Source organism: Bacillus sp. CFBP9009 (genome assembly GCF_036541465.1).
In the GTDB taxonomy this organism is placed as follows: domain Bacteria; phylum Bacillota; class Bacilli; order Bacillales; family DSM-1321; genus Peribacillus.
This window is the reverse complement of sequence record NZ_JAZHFU010000007.1, coordinates 82977-106238: the sequence shown is the minus strand read 5'-3', so window position 1 is coordinate 106238 and position 23262 is coordinate 82977. Positions and strand designations below refer to the sequence as shown.

Here is a 23262-nt window from a genome sequence, read left to right as displayed (position 1 = left end):
AAAAAGGTTCCAACTCAACATAAAACGGGAAAAGGATATATGGGTATCATCTATGTTAAAATAAAAATAAACACAAATCTTTCTTGGAGGAGATAAATATGGTAAAACATGATCAACAGAACGTCATTGGATACATAGGCACTTACACAAAAGGAAACAGCAAAGGTGTTTACCGATTTACTTTAGATACAGCAGAAGGAAAACTCAGCACACCGGTTCTTGCAGCAGAATTGACCGATCCGACTTATGTCGCCATCAGCCAGGACAAAAAGAATCTCTACGCCATTTTAAAAGAATCGGGCAGTGGAGGAGTTTCAGCCTATTCGATTAATGAAGATTCAGGTGAGCTTACCTTCTTGGGCAAACAACTGACACCAAACGGCTCTTCCTGCCATATAAGTGTCGACAGCAAGAAACAGGTCTTGGTCACTTCCAGTTATGGAGAAGGTGTGATTGAATCATATCCGCTTCATGACGATGCGACCCCTCTGCCTGTATCATCAACTGTTCAACATAAAGGTCAAGGACCGAATGAAGAACGTCAGGAAAAAGCACACACTCACTTCGCTGGTTTCACACCAGATGAAAGGTTCATTGCTGTAGTCGACCTCGGGATAGATAAAGTAATAACCTATAAAATACATAGTGGGGTTTTGGAAGAAGTAAACAGCTTATCTGTTGCTCCCGGCAGCGGACCACGGCATCTGACGTTCCACCCAAACGGAAAATTTGCGTATGTTATGGCAGAACTGGTACCAGAAGTCATTGTTTTGAGCTTCGATAGTCAAACTGGAAGTTTTTCTGAATTACAAACGGTTCGGACCGTCCCGGAAAATTTCAAGGAAAATAACCAAGGAAGCGCCATTCATATTTCTGATGACGGGCAATTCATATATGCCGCAAACCGCGGACATGATAGTATTGCCGTTTACCAAATCAATCAAGAAACAGGCAAACTGGCATTCGTGGAACTGGTTTCTACCGAAGGTCACTGGCCACGTGATTTTTCATTGGATCCTAGCGGAAAATTCCTGATCGCTTCTAATGAACAATCAGGAAACCTGACACTATATGCACGGAATGAACATGACGGAAAATTAACATTATTGCAAAAGGATGTACAAGTTCCCTTCCCTGTTTGCGTAAAATTCTTATAATCTTTAAAAAAAGGATTGAAGCTTGTACTACAGCTTCAATCCTCTTTTTTATATTTTTCTTTAATTCCATTTCTCCGCCATTTCGGGAAAATCTATATATGGGTTACGATTACCCTGCATTTCATGTATAGCCTGGTTTCTATGTTTTTCATAAGTGCTGACGGGAAAAAGCCGATGCCATTCCAAAAGCAGTGCCAGGTCGATTTTGCCGCTATCGACGATTCCCTCATATCTGAGTAAAAAATACAAAGTTGCCCTCGCCACGATCCCTTTTCCGTATTCAGGCTCGAATTTACTTTCGTCTGATTTCCCGCAACCCGCTTTTATACCGGCAGCCGATCTCTCAGGGATATAATCCTCAAAATCATGGTATGGATAGTTACTCCGGCTGCTATTACACGTTGGTTCACAGGCGAACAGATGATGCAAATCCCCCCTCATCGGTTCTTTTTTATCGAACCATGATTGAGGTACTACATGTTCACAATTAACGAGAATGTTCTCCGAATTTGTTGATTCAATACCTCTTGACAACACTTCCAGTATACGGATATCTTCCTCAATCACTTGTACAGGATCCATCCCTTTACCGGAATACAGACTTTTAAGCTGGCCATTTTCCTGTAAGTCCACCCATGGGTAAACATGACGATGTGGTGAGTAGTTCAGCTGGTTTTTATGGGTTGCCACAAGTAGGTCCTTCAATCCTTCCCGGTCCAAGGAACCATCTTTGTAGTATGCTAGCTTAAGTTCCTGATCTTTGGTTTCATCATAGTATTCGCGGTTTTCATTGAAGTTGACTAGTGCAGCCATTGCCATTTCCCGTTCTTTTTCAAGTACTTCAAAACTATACTTCATCCACTCATCCCCCCGCTTCTATTAAAAACCTAACTTTTACCATAATTAAAGCTTAATAGAAATAGACTGAAAAAAAAAGGTGCTTTAGAAGTGTCTAACGAAGAATTCCAATAAAATGGGTAAGGATTTTCGCCGTCATTCCCCAGATTACCCGACCATTATATAAGTAGAAATATTCTTCCATCTGTTTCGGCTGCCATTTATAATTCTCCCCGCCAACGACTAAATCATGGGGGAAGTTTTCATGCGGTTCCACTTTATATTCCACATGGTAAATTTCTGGCGGTTTTTCCATGAAAAAGGATAGCGGGACCGTAAAAATGGTTTCTACCTCAGCTGGATTAGGTATTATCCGTTGATGGTTACGAACAAACCCTGCATAAGGATAGACGATCATCCCAAATGGAGATACCAAATAATCGATTGGAAAGACATTATCGATATCTTCTTTTCTCAAATTAAGTTCCTCATATGTTTCCCTTAGGGCCGCCGCCTGTTCATCATGGTCCAGCTTGTCTATTTTCCCGCCTGGAAAACATATATCCCCCGGCTGCCTCCTCAGTTTGTGTGAACGTTCTTCGAAAAGAACATGAATTCCATCTTCTTTCTCTAGAAGCGGTACCAATACAGCATACTTTGAAAAATTCCCACTCCCTAAAATTTCTGGGATATGTAATGTTAGTTTTTTTGTTATATCTTCATTATTCATGTCCCTCACCTCTTCTGCCGGTTAATATTGATTTTCTACCACTACTTATCATTCCATTTTCGAACATCTGCTATAACTAAGCAAGGAAAACGATTCCAAAATATTGCCTTTAATTTCTACTAGATTCCTTTTCCTCTTATTCTTCCTTGATCATAGACAAAAGCACCGTTCAAAGTTCTGAACGGTGCTAAAACTAAACGCATCAGTCTCATTTAAAAAGCATAGTAGGTGTATCAACAGGTACACGCATGAACTTAATTGAATATTCAGGTTTTTCTTCTTATTTTTATAGTTCAGCTAGCGTTCGCTTTACCGTCGTTATGATGAATGAAAAATCATCTTCCGTTATACTAAGTGGGGGAGCAAGAGTCAGGACATTATTGAAACCTGCGACTGTATCACCATTTTTACCTATGATCAGCCCCTTTTCTTTGCATGATGCAATCACTTTATTGATTTTGGAAAGTTCGATCGGTTGTTTTGTCAGTTTATCTTCCACTAGTTCAATCCCTACCAACAAACCTTTCCCTCGCACATCACCAACATTGGGATGAGTTTTAATTTCTTCAAACTCTTGCAGAAAACGTAACCCTAACTCCTTAGACCGTTCTATAAGATTTTCATTTTCATATATTTCAATATTCTTCAAAGCGACGGCACATGCAGCCGGATTGCCGCCAAATGTATTTACATGCCGAAAGCGGTCATATACGTCTGAGCCAATATACGCTTCATAAATTTCACGTTTGACGGCTGTAGCGGATAATGGCAGATAAGCGCTCGTGATTCCTTTAGCCATTGTTACGATGTCTGGTTTTACATCATAGTTCATAAATCCGAATCTCTTACCAGTACGGCCAAACCCGCAAATGACCTCATCCGAAATAAGAAGGACACCATTTTTCTCACAAATTTCTTTGACACGTTTCATATAACCATCAGGAGGCATTAAAATTCCGCCCCCAGTGATGATTGGTTCCATGATGACCGCAGCCACCGTTTCGCTCAGCTCCCATGTAATGGTACGTTCAATTTCCGCTGCACTTTTTTCACCGCTTTCATCCTCTGGATTTCGGTAAGAATCTGGCGGTGATACATGAAGAAATCCTGGGGCCAGCGGTTCATACTTGTATTTTCGCTGCGCCTGCCCGGTAGCTGACAGGGCTCCCATTGAATTGCCATGATAGCCGCGATAACGCGAAATGAATTTATAGCGTCCATGTTCACCTTTTTGCTGATGATACTGCCGCGCAATTTTAAAGGCAGTCTCATTGGCTTCTGAACCGCTGTTAGAGAAGAAAATCACATAATCCCCACCAAGCCATTCATTTAATTTCTCTGCTAGCTTAATAGCCGGAATGTGGCTATTCGTTAAAGGGGCATAAGGAAGTTCCTTCAGTTGCTCGTAAGCTGCTTCAGCCAGTTCCGTGCGGCCATAACCAACGTTGACACACCATAAACCTGACATCCCATCCAGGAATCGATTCCCATCAACATCCGTAATCCATGCTCCTTGCCCTTTTTTTATCACCATTGTCCCAGGGGTGGGTTCAGCCCCTTTCATATGATGCCAAACATATTTACCATCGATCGCTTTAAGATCCTGACCCTGTTTTTCAACCTGCATAAGCTCCACTCCTCCTAAAATGATGTATAAAGGAAGGCCGACCACAATTTGCGCCGACCCCCTTTTTCCTATCAGTATCTTGCCGTTAACATTTTCTTTCTAGTGTAAAATTCCACTCCGTCTTTCCCATTGGCATGAAGGTCTCCATAAAATGAACTTTTATAGCCAGAAAATGGAAAGAATGCCATTGGCGCGGGTACCCCAAGATTAATGCCAAGCATCCCTGCATCAATTTCTTCGCGAAATTCCCGGATGGCTTTTGCACTATCCGTATAGAGGCAGGCACCATTGGCAAATTCGGATTGATTGGTCAATTCGATTGCTTCTTCAAGAGTATTGACCCGTACTATGGATAAGACAGGAGCAAAAATTTCATCACTCCATATTTTCATGTTTGTTTTTACATGATCAAATAATGTCGGTCCAACATAATAGCCATTTTCCTGATCGCCTTCATTCCTGCCATCACGAAGGAGGACAGCTCCTTCTTTCTCCCCGATTTCAATATATTGTTCCGTTCTCTTTTTATGAGTATCACGAATCACAGGCCCCAAGAAAACGTCCTTATCCATTCCATTTCCTATCTTGATGTCATCCGCTGCATCCTTTAATCTCTCAACGAGCGAATCTCCCACTTCTCCCACCGCAACAACCACTGACGCAGCCATGCAGCGCTCGCCTGCAGATCCGAAAGCGGCATTCGTAATGTTCGTTACCGCATTATCCAAATCCGCATCAGGCATGACGATTGAATGATTTTTCGCTCCTGATAAAGCCTGGACACGTTTTTTATTGGCAGCTGCCGTTTTGTATACATACTCTGCGACAGGCTGGGATCCAACAAATGATACCGCTTTAATGTCTTCATGTTCCAATATCCCATTCACGACATCGTGGGCACCATGGACAATATTGACAACACCATCCGGAACACCGGCTTCTGTCAATAATTCCACAAGACGGTTGGCTAATAACGGTGTCCGTTCTGAAGGTTTTAAGATAAACGTATTTCCACAAGCTATTGCCAGCGGGAACATCCAACATGGCACCATCATCGGGAAATTAAACGGCGTAATCCCTGCAACGACACCCATTGGATAACGATACATGCCAGATTCAATACCTGGGGAAATATCAGGAAGCTGGCTGCCCATCATCAAGGTAGGCGCACCTGCTGCGAACTCCACGCATTCAATCCCACGCTGAACCTCACCATATGCTTCTGTATAGCTTTTTCCATTTTCGATTGTGACCAGCTTTGCAAGCTCATCCCAGTGTTCTATCAATAATTGCTGATAACGGAATAAGAAGCGGGCTCTTTTTGGAACGGCGACCTTTTTCCATTCTTTATACGCCTTTTTAGCAACCTGGACCGCTTGGTTTACATCTTCCTTTGTTGAAAGGGGAACGATCGCCAAAGCTTCTCCTGTTGCCGGATTAGGCACTTGTTCATGTTTCGATGTTGTGGAATCCACCCATTTGCCACCGATATAATTTTTCAACGTTTTTACTTCATTTATTACTGCCATTAAAGAAACCCTCCATTTCAACACGATTTTATAGTTTCATTATATTTTTCAAACGGACTTTTTACATTAGACGTTTTGTATAGTTTTTGATTCAATATTTGCACATATTGTTTGTTTTTGATTTTCCAATATTCATAAATAATCATGAACAGAAATTCCCGCTTTCAAAACCGATGTTTTTTCCCTTTTTCTTCTTTAATCAACAGACTTCAAAGCCATCATTTTATAATGGAATATAGCTTTAAGTCTTGATGCTTTCCCTTAACAAACATTCCTTTTCTAATGATTCCCTCAAAAGACATACCAGCCTTTTGCATGACACGTTCTGAACCCAAATTTTCAACGAAGCACCTTGCTTGTATACGAACTAGGTTCATATTTTCAAAGCCAAAGGCGATTATCTTTTGCGCTCCCTCCGTCATCAAGCCACTCCCCCAATATTCGGGTGCAAGCACATACCCGATTTCTGCACTATGATGATCAACCTGCCATGAAACAAAATCAATAGTACCAATCAACTTACCACTTTCCTTGTGTTCTATGCCCCATGGAGCGATTTTCTTATCCTCATAATTTTGCAGGATAAATCTGATAAAATCTTTTGTATCACATAGGGAACGATGAGCTTCCCATGTGACGTAACGGGAAACTTCACTGTTGGATGCATAAGCGAACATGTCTTCGGCATCATTCATGGTGACTTTCCTCATGACCAAACGTTTTGATTCTATAATAGGCAGCTGTCCATATATGTCTTTCACGTTCATGAATACACCCCATTCCATTGATTATTAGTATTATAGCAAGATTGTTAAGCAATCGCTTTCCCGATTGAAATATTATCGAAACTTACGTATAATTCAGAAAAAATGATGCAGGAGGATAATTATGCCAAAAAGGAAACTCATAATAAGCCAAAATTTGCATGAGCTCTTATTACAGAAAATTAAAGAATTGGTTCCCGAGTGGACGGTTATCACCGGAAGATCTCCGGAAATATGGAGAGATCATATAGCCGATGCTGAAGTGATCGCAGGCTGGAAAGCGGAAATGTCTGTATCGATTGATGCAAGCGAAGTAAAATGGATCCAGACATGGAGCGCCGGAGTGAATGCTTTACCCCTGGAAAATTTAGAACAAAAGAATGTTCAGATTACAACTGCAAACGGTGTTCATGCGTATCCCATTTCAGAGACTATTTTTGCGTTAATGCTTGCCTTAACAAGAAAAGTAGATACATATATTAAGCAACAGCAGACAAAGACATGGCATCACGCACATATGAAGCAGGAAATTCATGAAAAGACCATCGGAATCATCGGTGTTGGAAAAATCGGAAAGGAAACTGCAAAAATTGCCAAGGCTTTTGGCATGACAGTTTTAGGAATGCGCCATTCCGATAAATCAGAAGAATTTGTCGATGAGATGTTCACACAAGAACATTTGAATGATCTTCTTCCTAGATGTGATTATATTGTCGTGACATTACCTTTGACCCCAGAAACAAGGAATATGTTCGGGAAAAAGGAATTCAGGTTAATGAAGCGCTCCGCTTTTTTCATTAATATAGGAAGGGGAAATCTCGTCATTCAAAACGAATTGGTTCAAGCGCTTATGGACAAAGAAATTGCCGGTGCTGGACTTGATGTGTTTGAAACGGAGCCACTTCCAGAGAATAGCCCATTATGGGAGTTGGACAATGTAATCATCACGCCGCACACATCCGGAAATACGGAATTTTACGACCAAAGGCTCATTCATGATATTTTCATGCCGAATTTAAAGAACTATCTAAATGGTAAAGAACTTTCAACAAATTTACTTGATTACAAAAAAGGGTATTAAGAATTGTTCATTGAATGTATACATAAATAATCTTCCCATGTTTGCTTGCAGATTCCGACATTATCTGTTATATTTAAAAAGAATTATTTTTGTTCGGGAAGATTGATAAGTGAAAAACTTTTCGTCTAATGATTGAGCAAGGGTAGTAACACAATGTGTGGATTCACACTAGGAGGCAACAACAATGGAACAAGGTAAAGTAAAATGGTTTAACGCAGAAAAAGGATTTGGCTTCATCGAACGCGAAAACGGAGACGATGTATTCGTACATTTCTCAGCTATCCAAAGCGAAGGATTCAAATCATTAGACGAAGGTCAAGAAGTTACTTTTGAAGTTGAGCAAGGTCAACGTGGACCCCAAGCTACTAACGTTCAAAAAGCATAATTTTAAATCCAATATATAACGGACCCTACTTGTAGGGTCTGTTTTTTTGATTAAAAAAGCAATCATAAAAAAACCCTATTCACGGGGAATAGGGAACATGAAACAAGTTTAGTAAATGGTAAACCCAGTATAACACACTAAGAATAGAAACCCTAATTTATCCGAAAAGTAAAAATTATCACGCACTTCCCCTGGTTTCCCTGGCCCGTTCCATTCAATCATTTCTTATCCACTTCATATGTTCGATCCGTTCCCCAAGGATAAAACGGAGGCATATCACTACTGCTTTTCATCTTGAAATCAGCTTTCCTTTTTTCGAGGAAAGCTTCGATCCCTTCTAGTGCATCCGCTTGTTTTCCGGTCCAATGAATCATTTTCGATTCAATTTTGTGTGATTCAACAGGATGGTTTGCACCGAGCATGGTCCACATTAATTGCCGGGATAACGTCACAGAAACGGAAGATGTATTTTCCGCAATATCTGTTGCAATTTCCATTGCAGCAGACATCAATTCGTTTGGCTCGACGATCTTGTTTACCAACCTTCCCTCATATGCTTCACTGGCCGAAATCATCCTGCCGGTAAAAATCCATTCGGAAGCTTTGCCCATTCCGACAAGTCTGGGTAAGAACCAGCCGCTGCATGCCTCCATTGTTATCCCCCGCCTCGCAAATACAAAACCCATTTTTGCATCTGTTGAAGCGATTCTAATGTCCATGGGCAAAGTCATTGTTATCCCAATCCCGACTGCCGCTCCATTAATGGCCGCTATCATAGGTTTCTTCATCTCGAAAATCCGTAATGACAACATTCCCCCTGCATCGCGATATTCAACCAGAGGAGTGTGATCCATAAAGGTTTCTGCACCTTTTTCCAAGTCCATTCCAGAACAAAATGCATCCCCTGCGCCAGTTAAAATGACGGCTCGTACGTCATCATTTTCATCCGCTTCATTAAAAGCGTGAATCATTTCCTCACACATCTTTTCATTGAAAGCATTCATTCTCTCAGGACGATTCAGAGTAACAATCATGACACGATCGACGATTTCACTATTTATCGTGGAATACAATAACAGTCCCTCCTTCTCTCACAAATTGAAACATTCAACAGATTTTTAGTTTTTACATATAATTACATATTAAATGTTTTATTTTCAGATTCCTAGTTATTTATTTTGACATACTGATAAAAAATTTTAGTCTCCAAGATAATCGCTTCTATTCTAAAAATTTTTTTCATAAACGTGTAACAAAAAGACCAGTCGCAAACGCAACTGGTTTTTTGTTTACCAATATAAATGACAAGCAACGTAATGCCCTGGTTTTTGTTCTTTCCATTCAGGTACAGCACTGGAGCATATCTCCATCGCTTTAGGGCAGCGTGTCCGGAATACACAGCCGCTCGGCGGATTGATCGGACTTGGTACATCGCCTTTAAGTACGATTCTTTCCCGTTTAATAGTCGGGTCTGGAATCGGCACTGCAGAAAGCAAGGCCTGTGTGTAAGGGTGAAGCGGATCTCTCGTTAAAGAATCACTATCCGAAAGTTCCATCATTCTTCCAAGGTACATGACTAAAATCCGATCTGAAATATACTTGACCATCGATAAATCATGCGCGATGAATAAATATGTCAGTCCCATTTCTTTTTGCAGCTCTTTTAATAAGTTGACCACTTGAGCCTGTATCGAAACATCCAAGGCAGAAATTGGTTCATCACAAACAATGAATTTAGGATTTAAAGCCAACGCCCTTGCAATTCCAATCCGCTGGCGTTGTCCACCACTGAATTCATGCGGAAAACGAGTGATATGTTCCGGACTTAAACCAACGAGCTTTAACAGGTCTTCCACCCGTTTCCTTCGTTCTTTACCTTTTGAAATCCCATGAATGGCAAGTGGTTCCCCTATCAATTCCTCCACCTTCATCCTTGGATTCAAGGATGCGTAGGGATCTTGGAAAATCATTTGTATTTCACGGCGGATATGTGACATTTCCCCGGGTTTGTAATCGAAAATATTTTTCCCCTGAAAAAGAACTTCTCCATCTGTCGGTTCATATAATCGAGTGATTGTACGACCTGCAGTCGACTTACCGCAACCGCTTTCCCCAACAAGTCCGACAGTTTCCCCTGGATAGATTTTGAGATCCAAACCATCTACCGCTTTCAGCGATTGAGAACCAATAGGAAAATGCTTCTTCAGATTCTTTATTTCAACAAGAGGAGAATTTTCGTTGTTTGTCTTTTCTTTTACGGCCTTATTTTTTAGTGAAACCATTGTTTCTCCTCCTTTATACATTGGTCGGTGCTTGTACCTGTGCTGCCTTGGCCATCGGGTGGTGCAGCCAGCATGCGGCTGTCTGACCTTCTTCCACTACTTCAAGCTCCGGATCATGGTCTTTGCACACTTTCATTGCTGATTCACATCTTGGGTAAAATGGGCATCCTTTTGGCGGATCCAATAAATCCGGTGGTGATCCGATAATCGGAACCAACGGAGCCGTTTTTTCCATATCCAGCCTTGGCACCGTTTTAAGCAGACCTCTTGTATATGGATGCTGCGGGTTTGAAAATATAGCCTCTACCGTACCCGTCTCAACAACCTTGCCTGCATACATGACGACTACCCGTTCACAAGTTTCCGCAACCACACCTAAATCATGAGTGATTAAAATGATGGAAGTATCCATTCTTCGTTGGATATCTTTCATCAGTTCCAAAATTTGCGCTTGTATCGTTACATCCAATGCAGTTGTAGGTTCATCGGCAATCAGTAATTTCGGTTCGCAAGCAAGGGCCATCGCTATCATTGCCCTTTGGCGCATACCACCTGAAAACTCATGCGGATATTGCTGCATCCTTTTTTCAGGCTGTGGAATACCTACTAGTTTCAGTGTTTCCAACGCCCGTTCGTATGCATCATTTCGGGACATGTTTTTATTATGCTTTAAAATGCCTTCCATGATCTGGCTGCCGATTTTTGTCGTTGGATTGAGCGAAGTCATCGGATCCTGGAAAATCATGCTGATTTCATTTCCGCGAATCCTCTGCATTTCCTTTTCATTCATTTTAAGAAGGTCTTTACCGCCAAAGTTTATCGACCCTTTTCCATACTCTGCTGGAGGTGTTTCCAGTAATCTCATGATAGATTTCGCTGTAACACTTTTGCCGCATCCGGACTCCCCAACAATGGCAACGGCTTCCCCCTTTTTCACGTCAAAGTTCACACCGCGAACCGCTTGCACTTTTCCTGCATAAGTATGGAAGGTGATTTGTAAATCGTTGACTTCTAATAGGTTCTCCATCATCGTCCCTCCTATTCTAGTAATATCAAATCGTTATGTTAGGACTCATTTATTTCCGTAGTTTTGGATCTAAGGCATCCTGCAATCCGTCACCAGCCACATTGAACGCGAACATGGTTAAGGAAATCAATATTGCCGGGATTAAAAGTTGATAGAAATTCCCTACCAGAATGCTTCCCAGGGCATCACTTGTCAGTGTTCCCCAGCTTGCCTGAGGCGCCGGCACTCCCAGTCCCAAAAAGCTAAGTGTCGCTTCGGCAAAAATAGCAGTAGGTACAGTCAACGTTAAATTGACAAGGATCGGTCCCATTGTATTTGGAATCATGTGTTTTCTTAAAGTCCAGCTCGTATTGGCTCCAGAGATTGTTGCAGCATGGATATATTCATTCTCTTTCAGTTGTAAAACCTGTCCACGTACCAGTCGCGCCATCGGAATCCACCCCGTAATCGACATCGCAATGATGATCGGCAGAATACCAGGTTTTAATACGACCATCATTAAGATAACCATCAATAGGTATGGGATCGCATAGATCACCTCGGCAAACCGCATCATGATATTATCCGTGCGTCCACCGCGAATTGCAGAAATCCCGCCATAAAGGACACCAATTAAAAAGTCGATCAGCGCTGCCATCAATCCAATGAACAAGGATATCCTCGCACCGTACCAAGCTCGTGTAAATAGATCTCTTCCTGATGAATCCGTTCCAAACCAATGCTCGCTATTTGGGCTTAGATTCTTTTTCTCAAAATCTTGTCCATAATAAGTATATCCGTTAATATACGGACCAAAAATCGCCATCAAGACCAAGAGGATTATAAGAACAAATCCAGTCATCGCCAGCTTATTTTCTTTAAATCGACGCCAGACGTCAGACCAATATGAAACTGTAGGTCTTGCTATTTTTTCGGCTTCCTTAAAGTTGCCTTCGGCGGGTTGGAACATATCTTCGGTTAAATGCACTTTATCTGCCATTATTTCTTCTCCCCCGTCACTTTAATTCTAGGATCAATCAACGTATAGGCTATATCAACGATGAATATCAATAGAATAAGCACCGCACTATACACAATTGTGGAACCAAGAATCACCGGGTAGTCCCTGTTGGATATTCCCTTTACGAACATATCTCCCATGCCCGGAATACCAAAAATACGTTCAATGATGAAGCTTCCTGTCACGATATTAGCCGTAAGGATGCCCAGAATCGTGATAATCGGCAATAACGCATTCCGAATAGCATGTTTGATTATGATGCCGCTCCGTTTCAATCCTTTGGCCTTAGCTGTCAAAATGTAATCCTGTCCCATTACTTCAAGCATGCTTGTCCGCATCAGTCTCGCGATGAAAGCAAGCGGCATCATCGAAAGGGCAATGGATGGTAAAATGGTGTGCTGCCATGTTGCCCATGTAGCAACAGGGAATATATTCCATTTTATCGCGAAATAATTGATTAAAATTGTCGCCAAGATAAAGTTAGGAACAGAGATCCCTACGATGGCAATGATCATTGATAAATAGTCGGGCCATTTATTTCTTTTCAGTGATGCCACGACACCCAAAATGAGCCCAAAGAAGATGGCAATCACCAATGCTTGTGCCCCTAAGTGCAAGGACACCGGAAACCCCTTCAAAATGTAATCATTCACCGAAATGGATGAGGATTTCAATGAAGGACCAAAATCAAATTGAACGACTTCCAATAAATAATTCCCATATTGGGTCAACAACGGCTTGTCCAAGCCATAGTGGACTTGAAGGTTTTCATAAACAGCAGGAGGCATGGCTCCTTCTTTTGCAAATGGATTTCCCGGAATCGTATGCATTATGATGAACGTTAATGTAATAACAGCCCATAAAGTAATAATCGCCCATTTAAAACGATTTAATGTATATCTCAACATGGTAATCACCCCAATCATCGATTTTCTAAGGAGTTGAAAACGGAAATGAATTCATGAAATATTCAAATTCGCAAATTGAAAAATGGGGTATGTCCTTAATCGGACATACCTCCCATTTCACTTTTATCCTTCTATTATTTTTTATCCGCGTAAATAAAGTTCGGATAAGCATTAATCGGAGCAAACACTCCAGTAACATTCGATTTAACCATGTATGGTTTTGTATAGAAGTAAACCGGAAGGATCGGCATTTCTTCGATCAGAACTTCCTCTGCTTTATGTAAAGCAGTCATGCGTTCTTTTGGATCCATTGTAGATTTTGCCTCTTTTAATAAACCATCATATTCTTTGTTCGACCAATTTGCATCATTATAGGCACCGTCCGTTTCCCAAAGCATGAAAGTCATTGGGTCAACATAGTCACCAACCCATCCTGCACGGGAAATTTCAAAGTCACCAGCTTTTTCACGATCAAGCTTAACTTGGAATTCTGCATTTTCAAGTGTCACTTCAACACCCAGGTTATCGCGCCACATTCCTTGAACGGCTTCAGCAATTTTCTTATGAGTATCTAAAGTGTTATACAAAATTGAAAACTCAGGTAATTCTTTCATGCCTTCTTCAGCAAGTCCTTCTTTTAACAATTTCTTGGCTTCAGCAACGTCTTCCTCAAATAGGTTACCTGTATTTTCTTGGAAATCACCTGTTGCATCAGGAATTCCCGGAGGGACTACACCAAATGCAGGCTTTTGACCGCCTTGAGCAACATTTTCGGTAATTTCTTTACGATTGATAGCCATTGATAGCGCTTTCCTAACCTTTGCATTGTTGAAAGGTTTTACTTCCGTATTAAAGTTGTAATAGTAAACGGCAAGTTCTGCGCCATTTTTGAATTCTTTGTCCCCAGAATTAACCAATTGACCTTGCACGTCCACTGGCAGTGGATAAGCGATATCCAATTCGCCACTCTGATACATTTGCCATGCTGTATTTTCATCTTCAATTAGAGCAAAGTTAACCGCATCCAATTTGATTTTATCTTTATCGTAGTAATTTTCATTCTTTTCGATTTTCAGGCTTTCTTTATGTTTCCACTCCGTTAATTTGAACGGACCGTTTGAAACGTGAGTTTTTGCATCCAAAGCCCATTTTGGATTTTCTTCCTGTACCTTTTTATTGATTGGATAGAAAGTATAGAAAGAAGTCAAGTCAAGGAAATATGGTGTAGGCTGTTCCAAAGTAACGACTAATGTATGTTCGTCTGTCGCTTTAACCCCTACGTCCTCTTCCTTCCCTTTCTTACTGTTGTATGCTTCCCCGCCTTTAAGATAATAAAGTTGGTAAGCATAATCAGCAGCCGTTTCCGGTTTCAAAGCATATTTCCAAGCATATTCGAAGTCATTGGCTGTAAGCGGATCTCCATTTGACCATTTCAAACCATCTTTCAATTTGAATGTCCAAGTTAATCCATCTTCACTGATTTCCCATGATTCTGCAGAACCAGGTACGATTTTGCCTTCTTCCGTTTTCTTTGTCAGTCCCTCAAATGTATGTTCAAGGATCCATGATTCATGAGTACCTTGTGCATTTGCAGGGTGAAGCGAACCAGGTTCACTCGAATTGTTCACGTTTAATACTTTTGATCCGGATGAGTCACCCGAGCCGCCTTCTTTTTCATTCGAAGTTTCCTTCGAACCGCCATTGCATGCCGCAAGCATAAGCATGATGGCCATAAGAAGAGCAAGCACTGAAAATTTAGACTTTTTCAAAAAATATTCCCCCTCATCTTTAATCTTTCTTAGAATAATCCCATTTAAGAGATTATCCTCCTAACACCTATTAATCTTCCGTATAGTACAAATAATTTCAGCGAGGAAAGTTAGAAGCATTCATTGCACAGGAATTCACCAAAAAACAACTAGCGAACCGTTTGCATAAATCTGTATTTCTACCTATAAAAGCAATTAATGCAGTTTACAAAAATCACCCTCTTTTCAACCTCGCTAAGGATACTATACCTCGAATTAAAGATGTTGAATTTTAAGTATATTACGAATAAATCAAAAAATCAATAAACCAGTGAGTACTTTTTCACAATATAGTAATTAATTGCTAATCAATTCGATCTAGATACTAGGTAAATAGAAATGATCACCTAATTGTTGTAAAAAGGACTTCCGACTTCCTGGTGTTTTTCCAAACACCTCTAAATCAGTATTCATATAGGTTATCTCGTCTATTTATTTCTAAATATTCTAATAATTCATGTTAGGTTGGTTACTAAGACCACTTTCCTAGCAAACCATCCCCACTCATATAATATATTTTAGTAGGATAATGCATTACTTCATTAAAATATTGAGTTCTTTTTAATTAATCTCCAAATAATGGGTAATAACTATAGGAGAATAGAAATATCCCTTCATTCACCCCTATATGTACCCGTCGTTTCAATGAAAAATGACCCTTCTTCATTTATGATTAAATAAATATAATGACACGAAAAGTAAACATATGCCTGCCACCTTTTTCGCGTCCAATGGGATGCGTACCCCTCCAAATAAACCGAAATGGTCAATGACAGCCCCGATCAGTATCTGGCCTGCGATAACACCGACCATTGCAGGTGCCACTCCGATCTGAGGGACAACCAATATTATCACAAAGACATAAATAGCCCCTAACAGTCCGCCTATCAATTGCCATTTTGGTACAGACGCGACCGCAGAAATATTTCCATTTCCTGCAAACAAAACAATAAATAATAAAGCGAGTGTCCCGATTCCAAACGAAATGAAAGAAGCTTCCATGACCCCCACTTTTTTCCCTAATCCACCATTGATTTGTCCTTGTATGGCAATGGTGATTCCGCCTAGGACCGCAAGCAACGGAAATAGTATCTTCACAATGATTTTGCTCCTTTTTATGTCCATCCGGACTGAATAATGAATCCGCATTCCATTTTAACATGAAAAATATGTATATTGTCCTTTACTGATATAAAATCATCTGCAAATAAAAAAACTGGCACTTGGGCCAGCTGTAATGTTCTATTTCTAAACTAAAATCTATTTGATCCCTGAACACTTTGTTGCCGTAACTGGCAATACTCTGTACATAACAAGGAAAATACCAGTGCATCATGTGATTGTTCACGAAGAAATAGATAACTTCGGAGGCTCCCTTCCTCTTTGAATCCAAATTTCTTCAGAAGGTTTCTGGATGCAATATTATCCTTGAAAGTTAAAGCGGCGATTCTGTTTAGTCTCAATTCTTCAAAGCAATAGCGCAATACTTCGTTGACAGCCTCAGACGTAAAGTGTTTCCTCCAATATTCAGGATGGATTTCATATCCTATTTCGGCGCGTTTGTTGGCTAGGCTCAATTGATTCAGGCCAACGGTGCCGATGAATTTGCCTGAATCTTTTAAAATGACTCCCCACCGCATCCCACGTTTGTTTATATAAGCACTTTTAAACGAGTCGATTAAGCGGCGGGCATCTTCTACTAGAGTTAAACTTTCTATCCCATCATATTTGGTCACTTCATCTTTAGAGAGGATTTCAAACAGACTCTCAGCATGATGGTGACCTATTTCGATTAAACGCAGCCTTTCTGTTTCCAATTCCTTAAACCACATCGAAGAATCCCTCCGTATATTCAGCTGTCTATTTAATTCTATTCATGAAGAAGAGATACCTGTCTTAATGGACAATACTTTTTGAAAAATTCCTTTCCTTAACGTACAATGCCGAGTCCTCATGTCCTCCCTTTGTAATCAAATCCCTGATGATTTGGGAAAGGGTGACACTGTAAACCGTCCTATCCCATCCCCGCCATACCCCAATAAGAAATAGCAATTAGGATGTTTAGGATACATTCCTATTGTCGGTAAACCATCATGGGTCTCATCAAAAAAAGCTCCCCAATAATAATCAGCCGTAATCCGATTCTCTAATTCTGGAAACAAATTGACAAGCTGCTTTAAAAATTTATCTCTTTTGTTCAAAATCATTGAATCCCTTTTATCCAGATAACCGGTCGATTCATCAAGACCACCAATGATAATTCGATTTTCAGGAGTTTTTCTTGCATATAAATAAGGCCGTGCCGTTTCAGAGAATCATCATATTATCATGCCATTTAGCTTGATCTGCTATTTGATTCGTTGCGATGGCATACGAACTGAGAATCCCTGCATTTTTATCCTTCACCTCTTCTTGGGCTTCATACCCAGTTGCGAAAATGACCGTCTGTGCATGTATCGTATGTCCGGTTTCGGTAAATAACTGGGTTTGATTCTCTTTTAATATCTTCCCATTGATTTTTGCTTTTGAATAGACACGTACGCCTTTCGAAACTGCCTTTTCAATCAATAAATGTGCATGTTTATAAGGATTGATTTCAGCATCATTCTCTGTTACCAGCGCTCCTGCTTTAGGAAACGAAAATTTCGGTTAATCTCTTTTTCAGTATAATATTCAACAGGGAAATTGCGGGATTTTAGAATTACTATATTCTTCTTTAACCTTAGAAACATCCTTGGGATTGGATGCATAGTATAAGCTTTTTCTAATTTTAAAATCCGGATTTTCCTTTAAACTTGGAACAACCTCGTTCTCAAGTGTCCGAATGGCGTCCAAACAAAGCTGAACATGCCGCGTCCCAGCTTCTTCTCCAAAACTATGAATGAGGGATGTCAATGTTTATCATTTGAATACTGTAAAAGTCCAGTATTCGCAACCGTACTCCCTTCACTTATATCCCGTTTATCGATCAGGACCACATTCAGACCCGTCTCTGCCAAAAAATAGGCACAGTGTGACCCCGATGAACCACTCCCCACTATACAAACATCACATGAAAAATCCTCTTCCAGCATTGGGTATTTTCTCGCTTCAAATTTATCTTTCCAAAACAATATCCCTGCCTTTAAATCCATGCAAGTTCCACCCTTAAGATAATTTATTAGTTCTATCATATTTAGTCCCATATAACTATATCGTTTTGATGTTCTTATTATTTCCCCTGACAAACACGGCCTGCAAACGTAAAATGATTCTTTATCTACATGAAATGATCCTTCCAATTTATCAAAAAGCCCTATGATTTTGATTTACCATATACTCTCCCAAGTTATATGGACCCGTATTATGTATGTTCTTATTCGATACCTTTTTCCCATTCCAATAAAGAATGTTAATGAGCTAATTTTACACAAAACTATTTTTATAGCATACTATACTTCCAATCCAGATATTCTACTAGGAGGAATCAAAATGAAGAAAATCATCCTTTTATCAGCACTGTCTCTATCCCTGCTATCTCCAAAAGTTGCAATGGGAGCCAATACTTACGAGGTGGCAAAAGGAGATACCTTAACGAAAATTGCTTCTGAATATGATGTCAGCATTGACGAATTACTCAAAACGAACTCTGCTATAAAGGATGCAAATCAAATTCAAATCGGACAAATCATAAATCTTCCGGCATCCAACACCACATTAAATCAAAAAGAAAGTCAATCAGTTGAACAGCGGGTTCTTAGTTTAGTTAACGAAGAACGTTCAAAATCGGGCCTCGCTCCCCTTGAAATGGATACAGCCGTTTCCAACGTAGCAATTCTGAAATCTGAGGATATGCGTGATAATAATTATTTCAATCATACAAGCCCGAGTTATGGGTCGCCTTTCGATATGATGAAATCCTTTGGGATCAGCTACGAGTACGCAGGGGAAAATATCGCAGCAGGTCAACCTAGTGCGGATGCTGTCATGAAATCATGGATGAACAGCCCCGGACATAAGGCCAATATCCTGAATAAGAACTATACACATATTGGAATTGGGCATGTGACAGGAGGGAAATACGCCCACTATTGGACCCAGCAATTCATTGGAAATTAAAATCGTTAGAGGCGGCAGTTTGCCGCCTCTTTTTTTTACCCTTATATTCCAAATTTAATGCTTGCTATTATCCGTGATTATATACCTTTCTCACTTTATATTGAAAAGACATCATATTAGTTTGCTCGCTTCAATAAATAAACGTAATTCATAATTTTTTGTTGTAGGGATACGCTAGGAAAACACGTAAAGTAGTTATATCATACTATCTTTCAATTAACTTACTGATAAAAATTAAATTATGTTAAAATAGAATTCTAGACATAGGTACAAAGGGGCAATTGTGATGAAAATAGAGGTTGGCTCTGGTATCAACGAATTACGAATAAAACAAAATCTTACAAGGGAAGAACTGGCTAAAGATATATGTGAACCAAATGCCCTGTCAGATTATGAAAGAAGCATCACTTCTCCAACCATTGATGAATTGGCACTTTTTGCGGATAAACTTAAAGTTGACTTGCCGTATTTCTTCACTACCAAAAATGAACCGATTTATAATTACATAGAAACCATTAAACTTTTGATTAACAAATACAAACGGACACGTAATTATGAAGCAATTTATGAAATCGTCCAAAAAGAAATGGCAACTGCACCGGAAAAATCGATATCATTTTATCAATTCTTAAAATGGCATGAAGGTATCTCTTTTTTTTATTTATACAATGACAAACAAAAGGCTATAGAATTATTGAATGAGGCCATTCAGATTACCATGGGTAAACGGGTCATACTTCATCAACAGGAAATAGAAGTTTTAAATAGTATCGGGATCATCCATTTTAAAACGAAGAATTATGAAGATGCCATCACCATCTTCAATGAAGCACTGGAATTTATCGAGAATATTCCCCATGTGAATCAAGAAGGTACCATTATTGTGAAGATCATTCATGGATTAGCACCAAACATTGACTGAACTCCATTATTATCAGGAATCATTAAATTATACACTTAAAGGAATCAACATTTGTAATTCGATAGAATCATTATATTTATATGCAGAACTCCATCTTTTATCTGGTAAAAATCTGGTTCATCTGCAACAACCTGAAGAAGGACTGCACTATATAAAGCAATCCAAGAACATTTTCAGCCTTCAAAAAAACGAAGAATTCGTATAAATTGCCGAACATGAATTTGAAAGCATTTTGCAATGCTTATGAACTTCAATGAATAAAAAAGATAGAGATTGCTTAAAATCTCTATCTCAGACTGTAGACAAACTCGATGAAAATCGAGTTTGTCTACAGTTTTTTTTGGCTTTACAAATTTGGACGTTGATTTCCACTTCAGGCACTCGCTTTCCGCGGGCGGTCCGGGAGCCTCCTCGACGCACTTGCGCCTGTGGGGTCTCCCTTGGACTCGCTATTCCCGCAGGAGTCTCGCACCTTCCGTTCCAATCAACTATGTTTAAAATTTTAGATGGAACTCCTTTTGCCTATAGTCTTTTTTGTTTTAAAATAGAACTATTAAAACTTGAGGTGATGAGGATGCTTTCGAAACATAATGCTATTCAGCGAGACCAACTTGAAATGATTACTTTAGATCAACTGGTGCCGGCGAATCATTTGGTTCGTAAAATGGAGGCTTCCATTGACTTCACTTTCATTTATGACATGGTGAAAGATATGTATTCAGAGGTAGGACGCCCAAGTATTGATCCAGTTATTTTAGTTAAACTGACATTCATTCAATATACCTTCGGTATTCGTTCCATGCGTAAAACGATTGAAGAAGCTGAAACAAATATGGCTTACCGTTGGTTCTTAGGCTATGGTTTCCATGATAAAGCACCTCATTTCTCAACGTTCGGGAAAAATTATGAGCGACGCTTTAAAGATACAGACCTGTTTGAACAGATTTTCTATCGTATCTTAATGACAGCTGCTGATAGAAAGTTAATAAGTGCTGAACACGTATTCGTCGATTCCACACATGTGAAAGCCAATGCGAATAAGCGCAAATTTGAAAAGAAAATCGCACGCAAAGAAACACAAGCATATCAAGGACTTCTTCAAGATGAAATAAATCAAGATCTTGAAAACCATGGTAAGAAGCCTTTTCCATCAGATAAATTTGATAAGGAAGAAACCAAAGCAATTAAAGAAAGTACTACGGATCCTGAGAGTGGCTACTATGTGAAAGATGAACGAACAAAACAGTTTGCCTATTCATTCCACGCGGCCGCAGACCGCAACGGTTTTGTATTGGGACGATTGTAACACCTGGTAATACACATGACAGTCATATTTTGGAGCCACTTGTTGAGCAAGTGATTGAGAAAGTTGGAAAACCAGAAGCAGATGCAGCTTATAAAACACCACGATTACAAGCTACCTATTTAACAAAGAAATCACACCTGCTTTACCCTATACACGTCCTCGTACAAAAGAAGGATTCTTTCGCAAACGTGACTATGTTTACGAACACTTTGATTGTTACCTTTGCCCTTCGGGCGAAACTTTAAAGTACACAACAACAAATAAAGAGGGCTATCGCGAGTACAAATCGCCAAAAAACAAATTTGTGCAACATGCTCATTTTTATCACGGTGTACAGAAAGCAAAGACCATTAAAAGAAGTGACACGGCATATTTGGCAAGCATATGTGGAAGAAGCAGATCATCTGCGTCATCATCAAGAGGTAAAACCAATATATGCGAAACGCAAAGAAACGATTGAGCGTGTATTCGCAGATACAAAAGAAAAGCATGGTATGCGTTGGACTACTTTAAGGGGACTTAAAAAATTGTCGATGCAAGCGATGCTTACTTTCGCTGCCATTAATTTAAAGAAGATGGCCACTTGGACATGGCAAGGTCCTAAAATGGCTTAACATAGTGGCTCGATGAGCCCAAATCTCTTAACCTTTGGTCAAAATTTCAAAGGGAATTTCAAAAGGGTTCGGAATTTTTTAATTCCGAACCCCTTTTGTCTACAAACTAAGATAGAGATTGCTTAAAATCTCTATCTTTTTTTAGTATCGTTAGTTCACCCTTACCCTCAATCAATTTCAAATCCTTTAAAACGATCATTACACTTTCAATAGCTATTCTATGTCAGCTATAATAGAAGAATGTAACCAAACTGGAGGAAAAAAAATTGACTAATAGATTAGGTTTAGTACTCGACGTAGAAACAACTGGTTTACGTCCCTCTTCAGATGAAATTATCGAGCTCGCCCTTATACTCTTTACATACAGCAGTGAAACAGGGGAAATCATTAATCTTATTGATCAGGAGTCATTTTTAAGGGAGCCTCTCTCCTATGGAGCAAGAAGGAATTATGATCAGGCATACAGAATTCATGGAATTCCATATAGCTCCGTCGAAGGAAAAAGTTTTCACGATGAAAAAATTAAATCCTTCATTGCCCGTACCGATTCGATTTTCGCACATAATGCTTCTTTCGATAGAAGTTTTCTCTACCAAATGTATCCGGAAATCAATGATCAAAAGTGGTTCTGTACGATGCGGAATGTACCTTGGAAGCAATACGGATTTGAGAATAGTAAACTCTTAACATTACTGCAGGCACATAATATCACCAATTTTCAAACACACAGGGCTATGGACGATATTTCTTACCTAATGGAACTTATGAGAAAACCAGGTCCTTCTGGCCATCCTTATTTAAAGGATGTCATTGCAAAAAATCCGATGAAGAAATATGCACCTGTTTCCCAAAAGACAAGGGTATAGCCGTTTAAATAATTACTTCATTGTTCAGGCTGCACCAATGTTTTGTCACAAACAAACCATTGCCCATTCCATGAGAACAGGAATGCATATCTTTAAGATGGGGGTTATTTTAGGGGCACTTTTATTTTCCTGCATTTCACTTATTACCTGATATTTATCAAAAACAGCGACCCAGACGGGTCGCTGTTTCAGTTTGTCGACAAGAGGGGGTTCGGAATGAATGGTCTCTCCCCAAAACATGATTACTTTTTATTTGGATGAAATCAACTGGAACGTTATTTTGAGGGGTTAAAATTTGAACGTTGATTTCCTCTACAGGCA

At 39.8% G+C, this 23262-nt stretch carries 23 protein-coding genes and 1 pseudogene; 8 read left to right on the top strand and 16 right to left on the bottom strand.

Annotation, left to right across the window (positions count from 1 at the left end):
• The first annotated feature begins 98 nt into the window (after nucleotides 1-98).
• Complete coding sequence (locus V3595_RS17870) at nucleotides 99-1157, top strand: lactonase family protein (protein ID WP_485908610.1); 1059 nt, start codon at nucleotides 99-101, stop codon at nucleotides 1155-1157.
• A gap of 60 nt (nucleotides 1158-1217) precedes the next feature.
• On the opposite strand, the gene V3595_RS17865 is transcribed toward V3595_RS17870, so the two are convergent.
• The 5 genes from V3595_RS17865 to V3595_RS17845 form a co-directional block, all read right to left on the bottom strand.
• On the bottom strand, nucleotides 1218-2015 hold the full coding sequence (locus V3595_RS17865; protein WP_485908609.1) for an endonuclease I family protein: 798 nt from the start codon (nucleotides 2013-2015) through the stop codon (nucleotides 1218-1220).
• A gap of 94 nt (nucleotides 2016-2109) precedes the next feature.
• On the bottom strand, nucleotides 2110-2724 hold the full coding sequence (locus V3595_RS17860) for an NUDIX hydrolase (protein WP_485908608.1): 615 nt from the start codon (nucleotides 2722-2724) through the stop codon (nucleotides 2110-2112).
• 286 nt (nucleotides 2725-3010) lie between these two features.
• Nucleotides 3011-4351 carry an aminotransferase gene (locus V3595_RS17855; RefSeq protein ID WP_485908607.1) on the bottom strand — a complete coding sequence of 447 codons (1341 nt, stop codon included), beginning with the start codon at nucleotides 4349-4351 and terminating at the stop codon, nucleotides 3011-3013.
• 71 nt (nucleotides 4352-4422) lie between these two features.
• Nucleotides 4423-5880: a CoA-acylating methylmalonate-semialdehyde dehydrogenase gene (locus V3595_RS17850; protein ID WP_485908606.1), complete on the bottom strand. Its 1458-nt coding sequence runs from the start codon at nucleotides 5878-5880 to the stop codon at nucleotides 4423-4425.
• Between the two features lie 218 nt (nucleotides 5881-6098).
• Nucleotides 6099-6647, bottom strand: a complete 549-nt coding sequence (locus tag V3595_RS17845; protein WP_485908605.1) for a GNAT family N-acetyltransferase — start codon at nucleotides 6645-6647, stop codon at nucleotides 6099-6101.
• A 121-nt stretch (nucleotides 6648-6768) separates the two neighbouring features.
• Between V3595_RS17845 and V3595_RS17840 the strand changes: the two genes are divergently transcribed.
• Together V3595_RS17840 and V3595_RS17835 are read left to right on the top strand one after the other, a co-directional pair.
• Nucleotides 6769-7725, top strand: coding sequence for a D-2-hydroxyacid dehydrogenase (locus V3595_RS17840; RefSeq protein ID WP_485908604.1), 957 nt, complete (start codon nucleotides 6769-6771; stop codon nucleotides 7723-7725).
• Nucleotides 7726-7909: 184 nt separating this feature from the next.
• Nucleotides 7910-8110 carry a cold-shock protein gene (locus V3595_RS17835; RefSeq protein ID WP_029714163.1) on the top strand — a complete coding sequence of 67 codons (201 nt, stop codon included), beginning with the start codon at nucleotides 7910-7912 and terminating at the stop codon, nucleotides 8108-8110.
• Between the two features lie 218 nt (nucleotides 8111-8328).
• Here the strand turns inward: V3595_RS17835 and V3595_RS17830 are convergent, their stop codons facing one another.
• The 11 genes and pseudogenes from V3595_RS17830 to V3595_RS17780 all read right to left on the bottom strand — a co-directional run bounded on the left by V3595_RS17830 (nucleotide 8329) and on the right by V3595_RS17780 (nucleotide 18269).
• A complete protein-coding gene (locus tag V3595_RS17830; protein WP_485908603.1) occupies nucleotides 8329-9183 on the bottom strand; it encodes a crotonase/enoyl-CoA hydratase family protein in 855 nt (284 codons plus the stop codon).
• Between the two features lie 216 nt (nucleotides 9184-9399).
• Nucleotides 9400-10392 (bottom strand): ABC transporter ATP-binding protein, encoded by a 993-nt coding sequence (locus tag V3595_RS17825; RefSeq protein WP_485908602.1) that lies wholly within the window; start codon nucleotides 10390-10392, stop codon nucleotides 9400-9402.
• A 13-nt stretch (nucleotides 10393-10405) separates the two neighbouring features.
• Nucleotides 10406-11419 (bottom strand): ABC transporter ATP-binding protein, encoded by a 1014-nt coding sequence (locus V3595_RS17820; RefSeq protein WP_485908601.1) that lies wholly within the window; start codon nucleotides 11417-11419, stop codon nucleotides 10406-10408.
• Nucleotides 11420-11468: 49 nt separating this feature from the next.
• Nucleotides 11469-12398: an ABC transporter permease gene (locus V3595_RS17815; RefSeq protein ID WP_053535169.1), complete on the bottom strand. Its 930-nt coding sequence runs from the start codon at nucleotides 12396-12398 to the stop codon at nucleotides 11469-11471.
• Nucleotides 12398-13327: an ABC transporter permease gene (locus V3595_RS17810; RefSeq protein WP_137017640.1), complete on the bottom strand. Its 930-nt coding sequence runs from the start codon at nucleotides 13325-13327 to the stop codon at nucleotides 12398-12400. Before V3595_RS17810 ends, V3595_RS17815 begins: the two co-directional genes overlap by 1 nt.
• 134 nt (nucleotides 13328-13461) lie before the next feature.
• Nucleotides 13462-15096: a peptide ABC transporter substrate-binding protein gene (locus V3595_RS17805; protein WP_485908600.1), complete on the bottom strand. Its 1635-nt coding sequence runs from the start codon at nucleotides 15094-15096 to the stop codon at nucleotides 13462-13464.
• Between the two features lie 702 nt (nucleotides 15097-15798).
• A complete protein-coding gene (locus V3595_RS17800) occupies nucleotides 15799-16233 on the bottom strand; it encodes a DMT family transporter (protein ID WP_485908599.1) in 435 nt (144 codons plus the stop codon).
• 155 nt (nucleotides 16234-16388) lie between these two features.
• The gene (locus V3595_RS17795) at nucleotides 16389-16967 is read right to left on the bottom strand and encodes a GNAT family N-acetyltransferase (RefSeq protein WP_485908598.1); all 579 of its coding nucleotides are present in this window, start codon (nucleotides 16965-16967) and stop codon (nucleotides 16389-16391) included.
• A gap of 138 nt (nucleotides 16968-17105) precedes the next feature.
• Nucleotides 17106-17429, bottom strand: a pseudogene (locus V3595_RS17790) (NAD(P)/FAD-dependent oxidoreductase); the annotation flags it as partial.
• 13 nt (nucleotides 17430-17442) lie between these two features.
• Entirely contained in the window at nucleotides 17443-17754 is a 312-nt protein-coding gene (locus V3595_RS17785; RefSeq protein ID WP_485908660.1) for an FAD-dependent oxidoreductase, read from the bottom strand.
• Between the two features lie 272 nt (nucleotides 17755-18026).
• Nucleotides 18027-18269 (bottom strand): FAD-dependent oxidoreductase, encoded by a 243-nt coding sequence (locus V3595_RS17780; RefSeq protein ID WP_485908597.1) that lies wholly within the window; start codon nucleotides 18267-18269, stop codon nucleotides 18027-18029.
• A 337-nt stretch (nucleotides 18270-18606) separates the two neighbouring features.
• Here V3595_RS17780 and V3595_RS17775 point away from each other — a divergent pair, with 337 nt between their 5' ends.
• From V3595_RS17775 to V3595_RS17755, 5 genes are all read left to right on the top strand, one after another.
• On the top strand, nucleotides 18607-19233 hold the full coding sequence (locus V3595_RS17775; protein ID WP_485908596.1) for a CAP domain-containing protein: 627 nt from the start codon (nucleotides 18607-18609) through the stop codon (nucleotides 19231-19233).
• Nucleotides 19234-19519: 286 nt separating this feature from the next.
• Nucleotides 19520-20155: a helix-turn-helix domain-containing protein gene (locus V3595_RS17770; RefSeq protein WP_485908595.1), complete on the top strand. Its 636-nt coding sequence runs from the start codon at nucleotides 19520-19522 to the stop codon at nucleotides 20153-20155.
• Between the two features lie 253 nt (nucleotides 20156-20408).
• The gene (locus V3595_RS17765) at nucleotides 20409-21461 is read left to right on the top strand and encodes a transposase (RefSeq protein WP_485908594.1); all 1053 of its coding nucleotides are present in this window, start codon (nucleotides 20409-20411) and stop codon (nucleotides 21459-21461) included.
• 311 nt (nucleotides 21462-21772) lie between these two features.
• Nucleotides 21773-22075, top strand: coding sequence for a transposase (locus V3595_RS17760; RefSeq protein ID WP_485908593.1), 303 nt, complete (start codon nucleotides 21773-21775; stop codon nucleotides 22073-22075).
• Nucleotides 22076-22341: 266 nt separating this feature from the next.
• Nucleotides 22342-22941 carry an exonuclease domain-containing protein gene (locus tag V3595_RS17755; protein WP_485908592.1) on the top strand — a complete coding sequence of 200 codons (600 nt, stop codon included), beginning with the start codon at nucleotides 22342-22344 and terminating at the stop codon, nucleotides 22939-22941.
• Nucleotides 22942-23262: the final 321 nt, after the last annotated feature.

Coding starts and splice junctions, on each gene's coding strand:
- V3595_RS17860 (WP_485908608.1), bottom strand. CDS start 2,724: ATGAATAATGAAGATATAACAAAAAAACTAACATTACATATCCCAGAA.
- V3595_RS17865 (WP_485908609.1), bottom strand. CDS start 2,015: ATGAAGTATAGTTTTGAAGTACTTGAAAAAGAACGGGAAATGGCAATG.
- V3595_RS17835 (WP_029714163.1), top strand. CDS start 7,910: ATGGAACAAGGTAAAGTAAAATGGTTTAACGCAGAAAAAGGATTTGGC.
- V3595_RS17765 (WP_485908594.1), top strand. CDS start 20,409: ATGAATAAAAAAGATAGAGATTGCTTAAAATCTCTATCTCAGACTGTA.
- V3595_RS17795 (WP_485908598.1), bottom strand. CDS start 16,967: ATGTGGTTTAAGGAATTGGAAACAGAAAGGCTGCGTTTAATCGAAATA.
- V3595_RS17825 (WP_485908602.1), bottom strand. CDS start 10,392: ATGGTTTCACTAAAAAATAAGGCCGTAAAAGAAAAGACAAACAACGAA.
- V3595_RS17815 (WP_053535169.1), bottom strand. CDS start 12,398: ATGGCAGATAAAGTGCATTTAACCGAAGATATGTTCCAACCCGCCGAA.
- V3595_RS17770 (WP_485908595.1), top strand. CDS start 19,520: ATGAAAATAGAGGTTGGCTCTGGTATCAACGAATTACGAATAAAACAA.
- V3595_RS17850 (WP_485908606.1), bottom strand. CDS start 5,880: ATGGCAGTAATAAATGAAGTAAAAACGTTGAAAAATTATATCGGTGGC.
- V3595_RS17855 (WP_485908607.1), bottom strand. CDS start 4,351: ATGCAGGTTGAAAAACAGGGTCAGGATCTTAAAGCGATCGATGGTAAA.
- V3595_RS17760 (WP_485908593.1), top strand. CDS start 21,773: ATGCTCATTTTTATCACGGTGTACAGAAAGCAAAGACCATTAAAAGAA.
- V3595_RS17820 (WP_485908601.1), bottom strand. CDS start 11,419: ATGGAGAACCTATTAGAAGTCAACGATTTACAAATCACCTTCCATACT.
- V3595_RS17845 (WP_485908605.1), bottom strand. CDS start 6,647: ATGAACGTGAAAGACATATATGGACAGCTGCCTATTATAGAATCAAAA.
- V3595_RS17810 (WP_137017640.1), bottom strand. CDS start 13,327: ATGTTGAGATATACATTAAATCGTTTTAAATGGGCGATTATTACTTTA.
- V3595_RS17870 (WP_485908610.1), top strand. CDS start 99: ATGGTAAAACATGATCAACAGAACGTCATTGGATACATAGGCACTTAC.
- V3595_RS17840 (WP_485908604.1), top strand. CDS start 6,769: ATGCCAAAAAGGAAACTCATAATAAGCCAAAATTTGCATGAGCTCTTA.
- V3595_RS17775 (WP_485908596.1), top strand. CDS start 18,607: ATGAAGAAAATCATCCTTTTATCAGCACTGTCTCTATCCCTGCTATCT.
- V3595_RS17780 (WP_485908597.1), bottom strand. CDS start 18,269: ATGGATTTAAAGGCAGGGATATTGTTTTGGAAAGATAAATTTGAAGCG.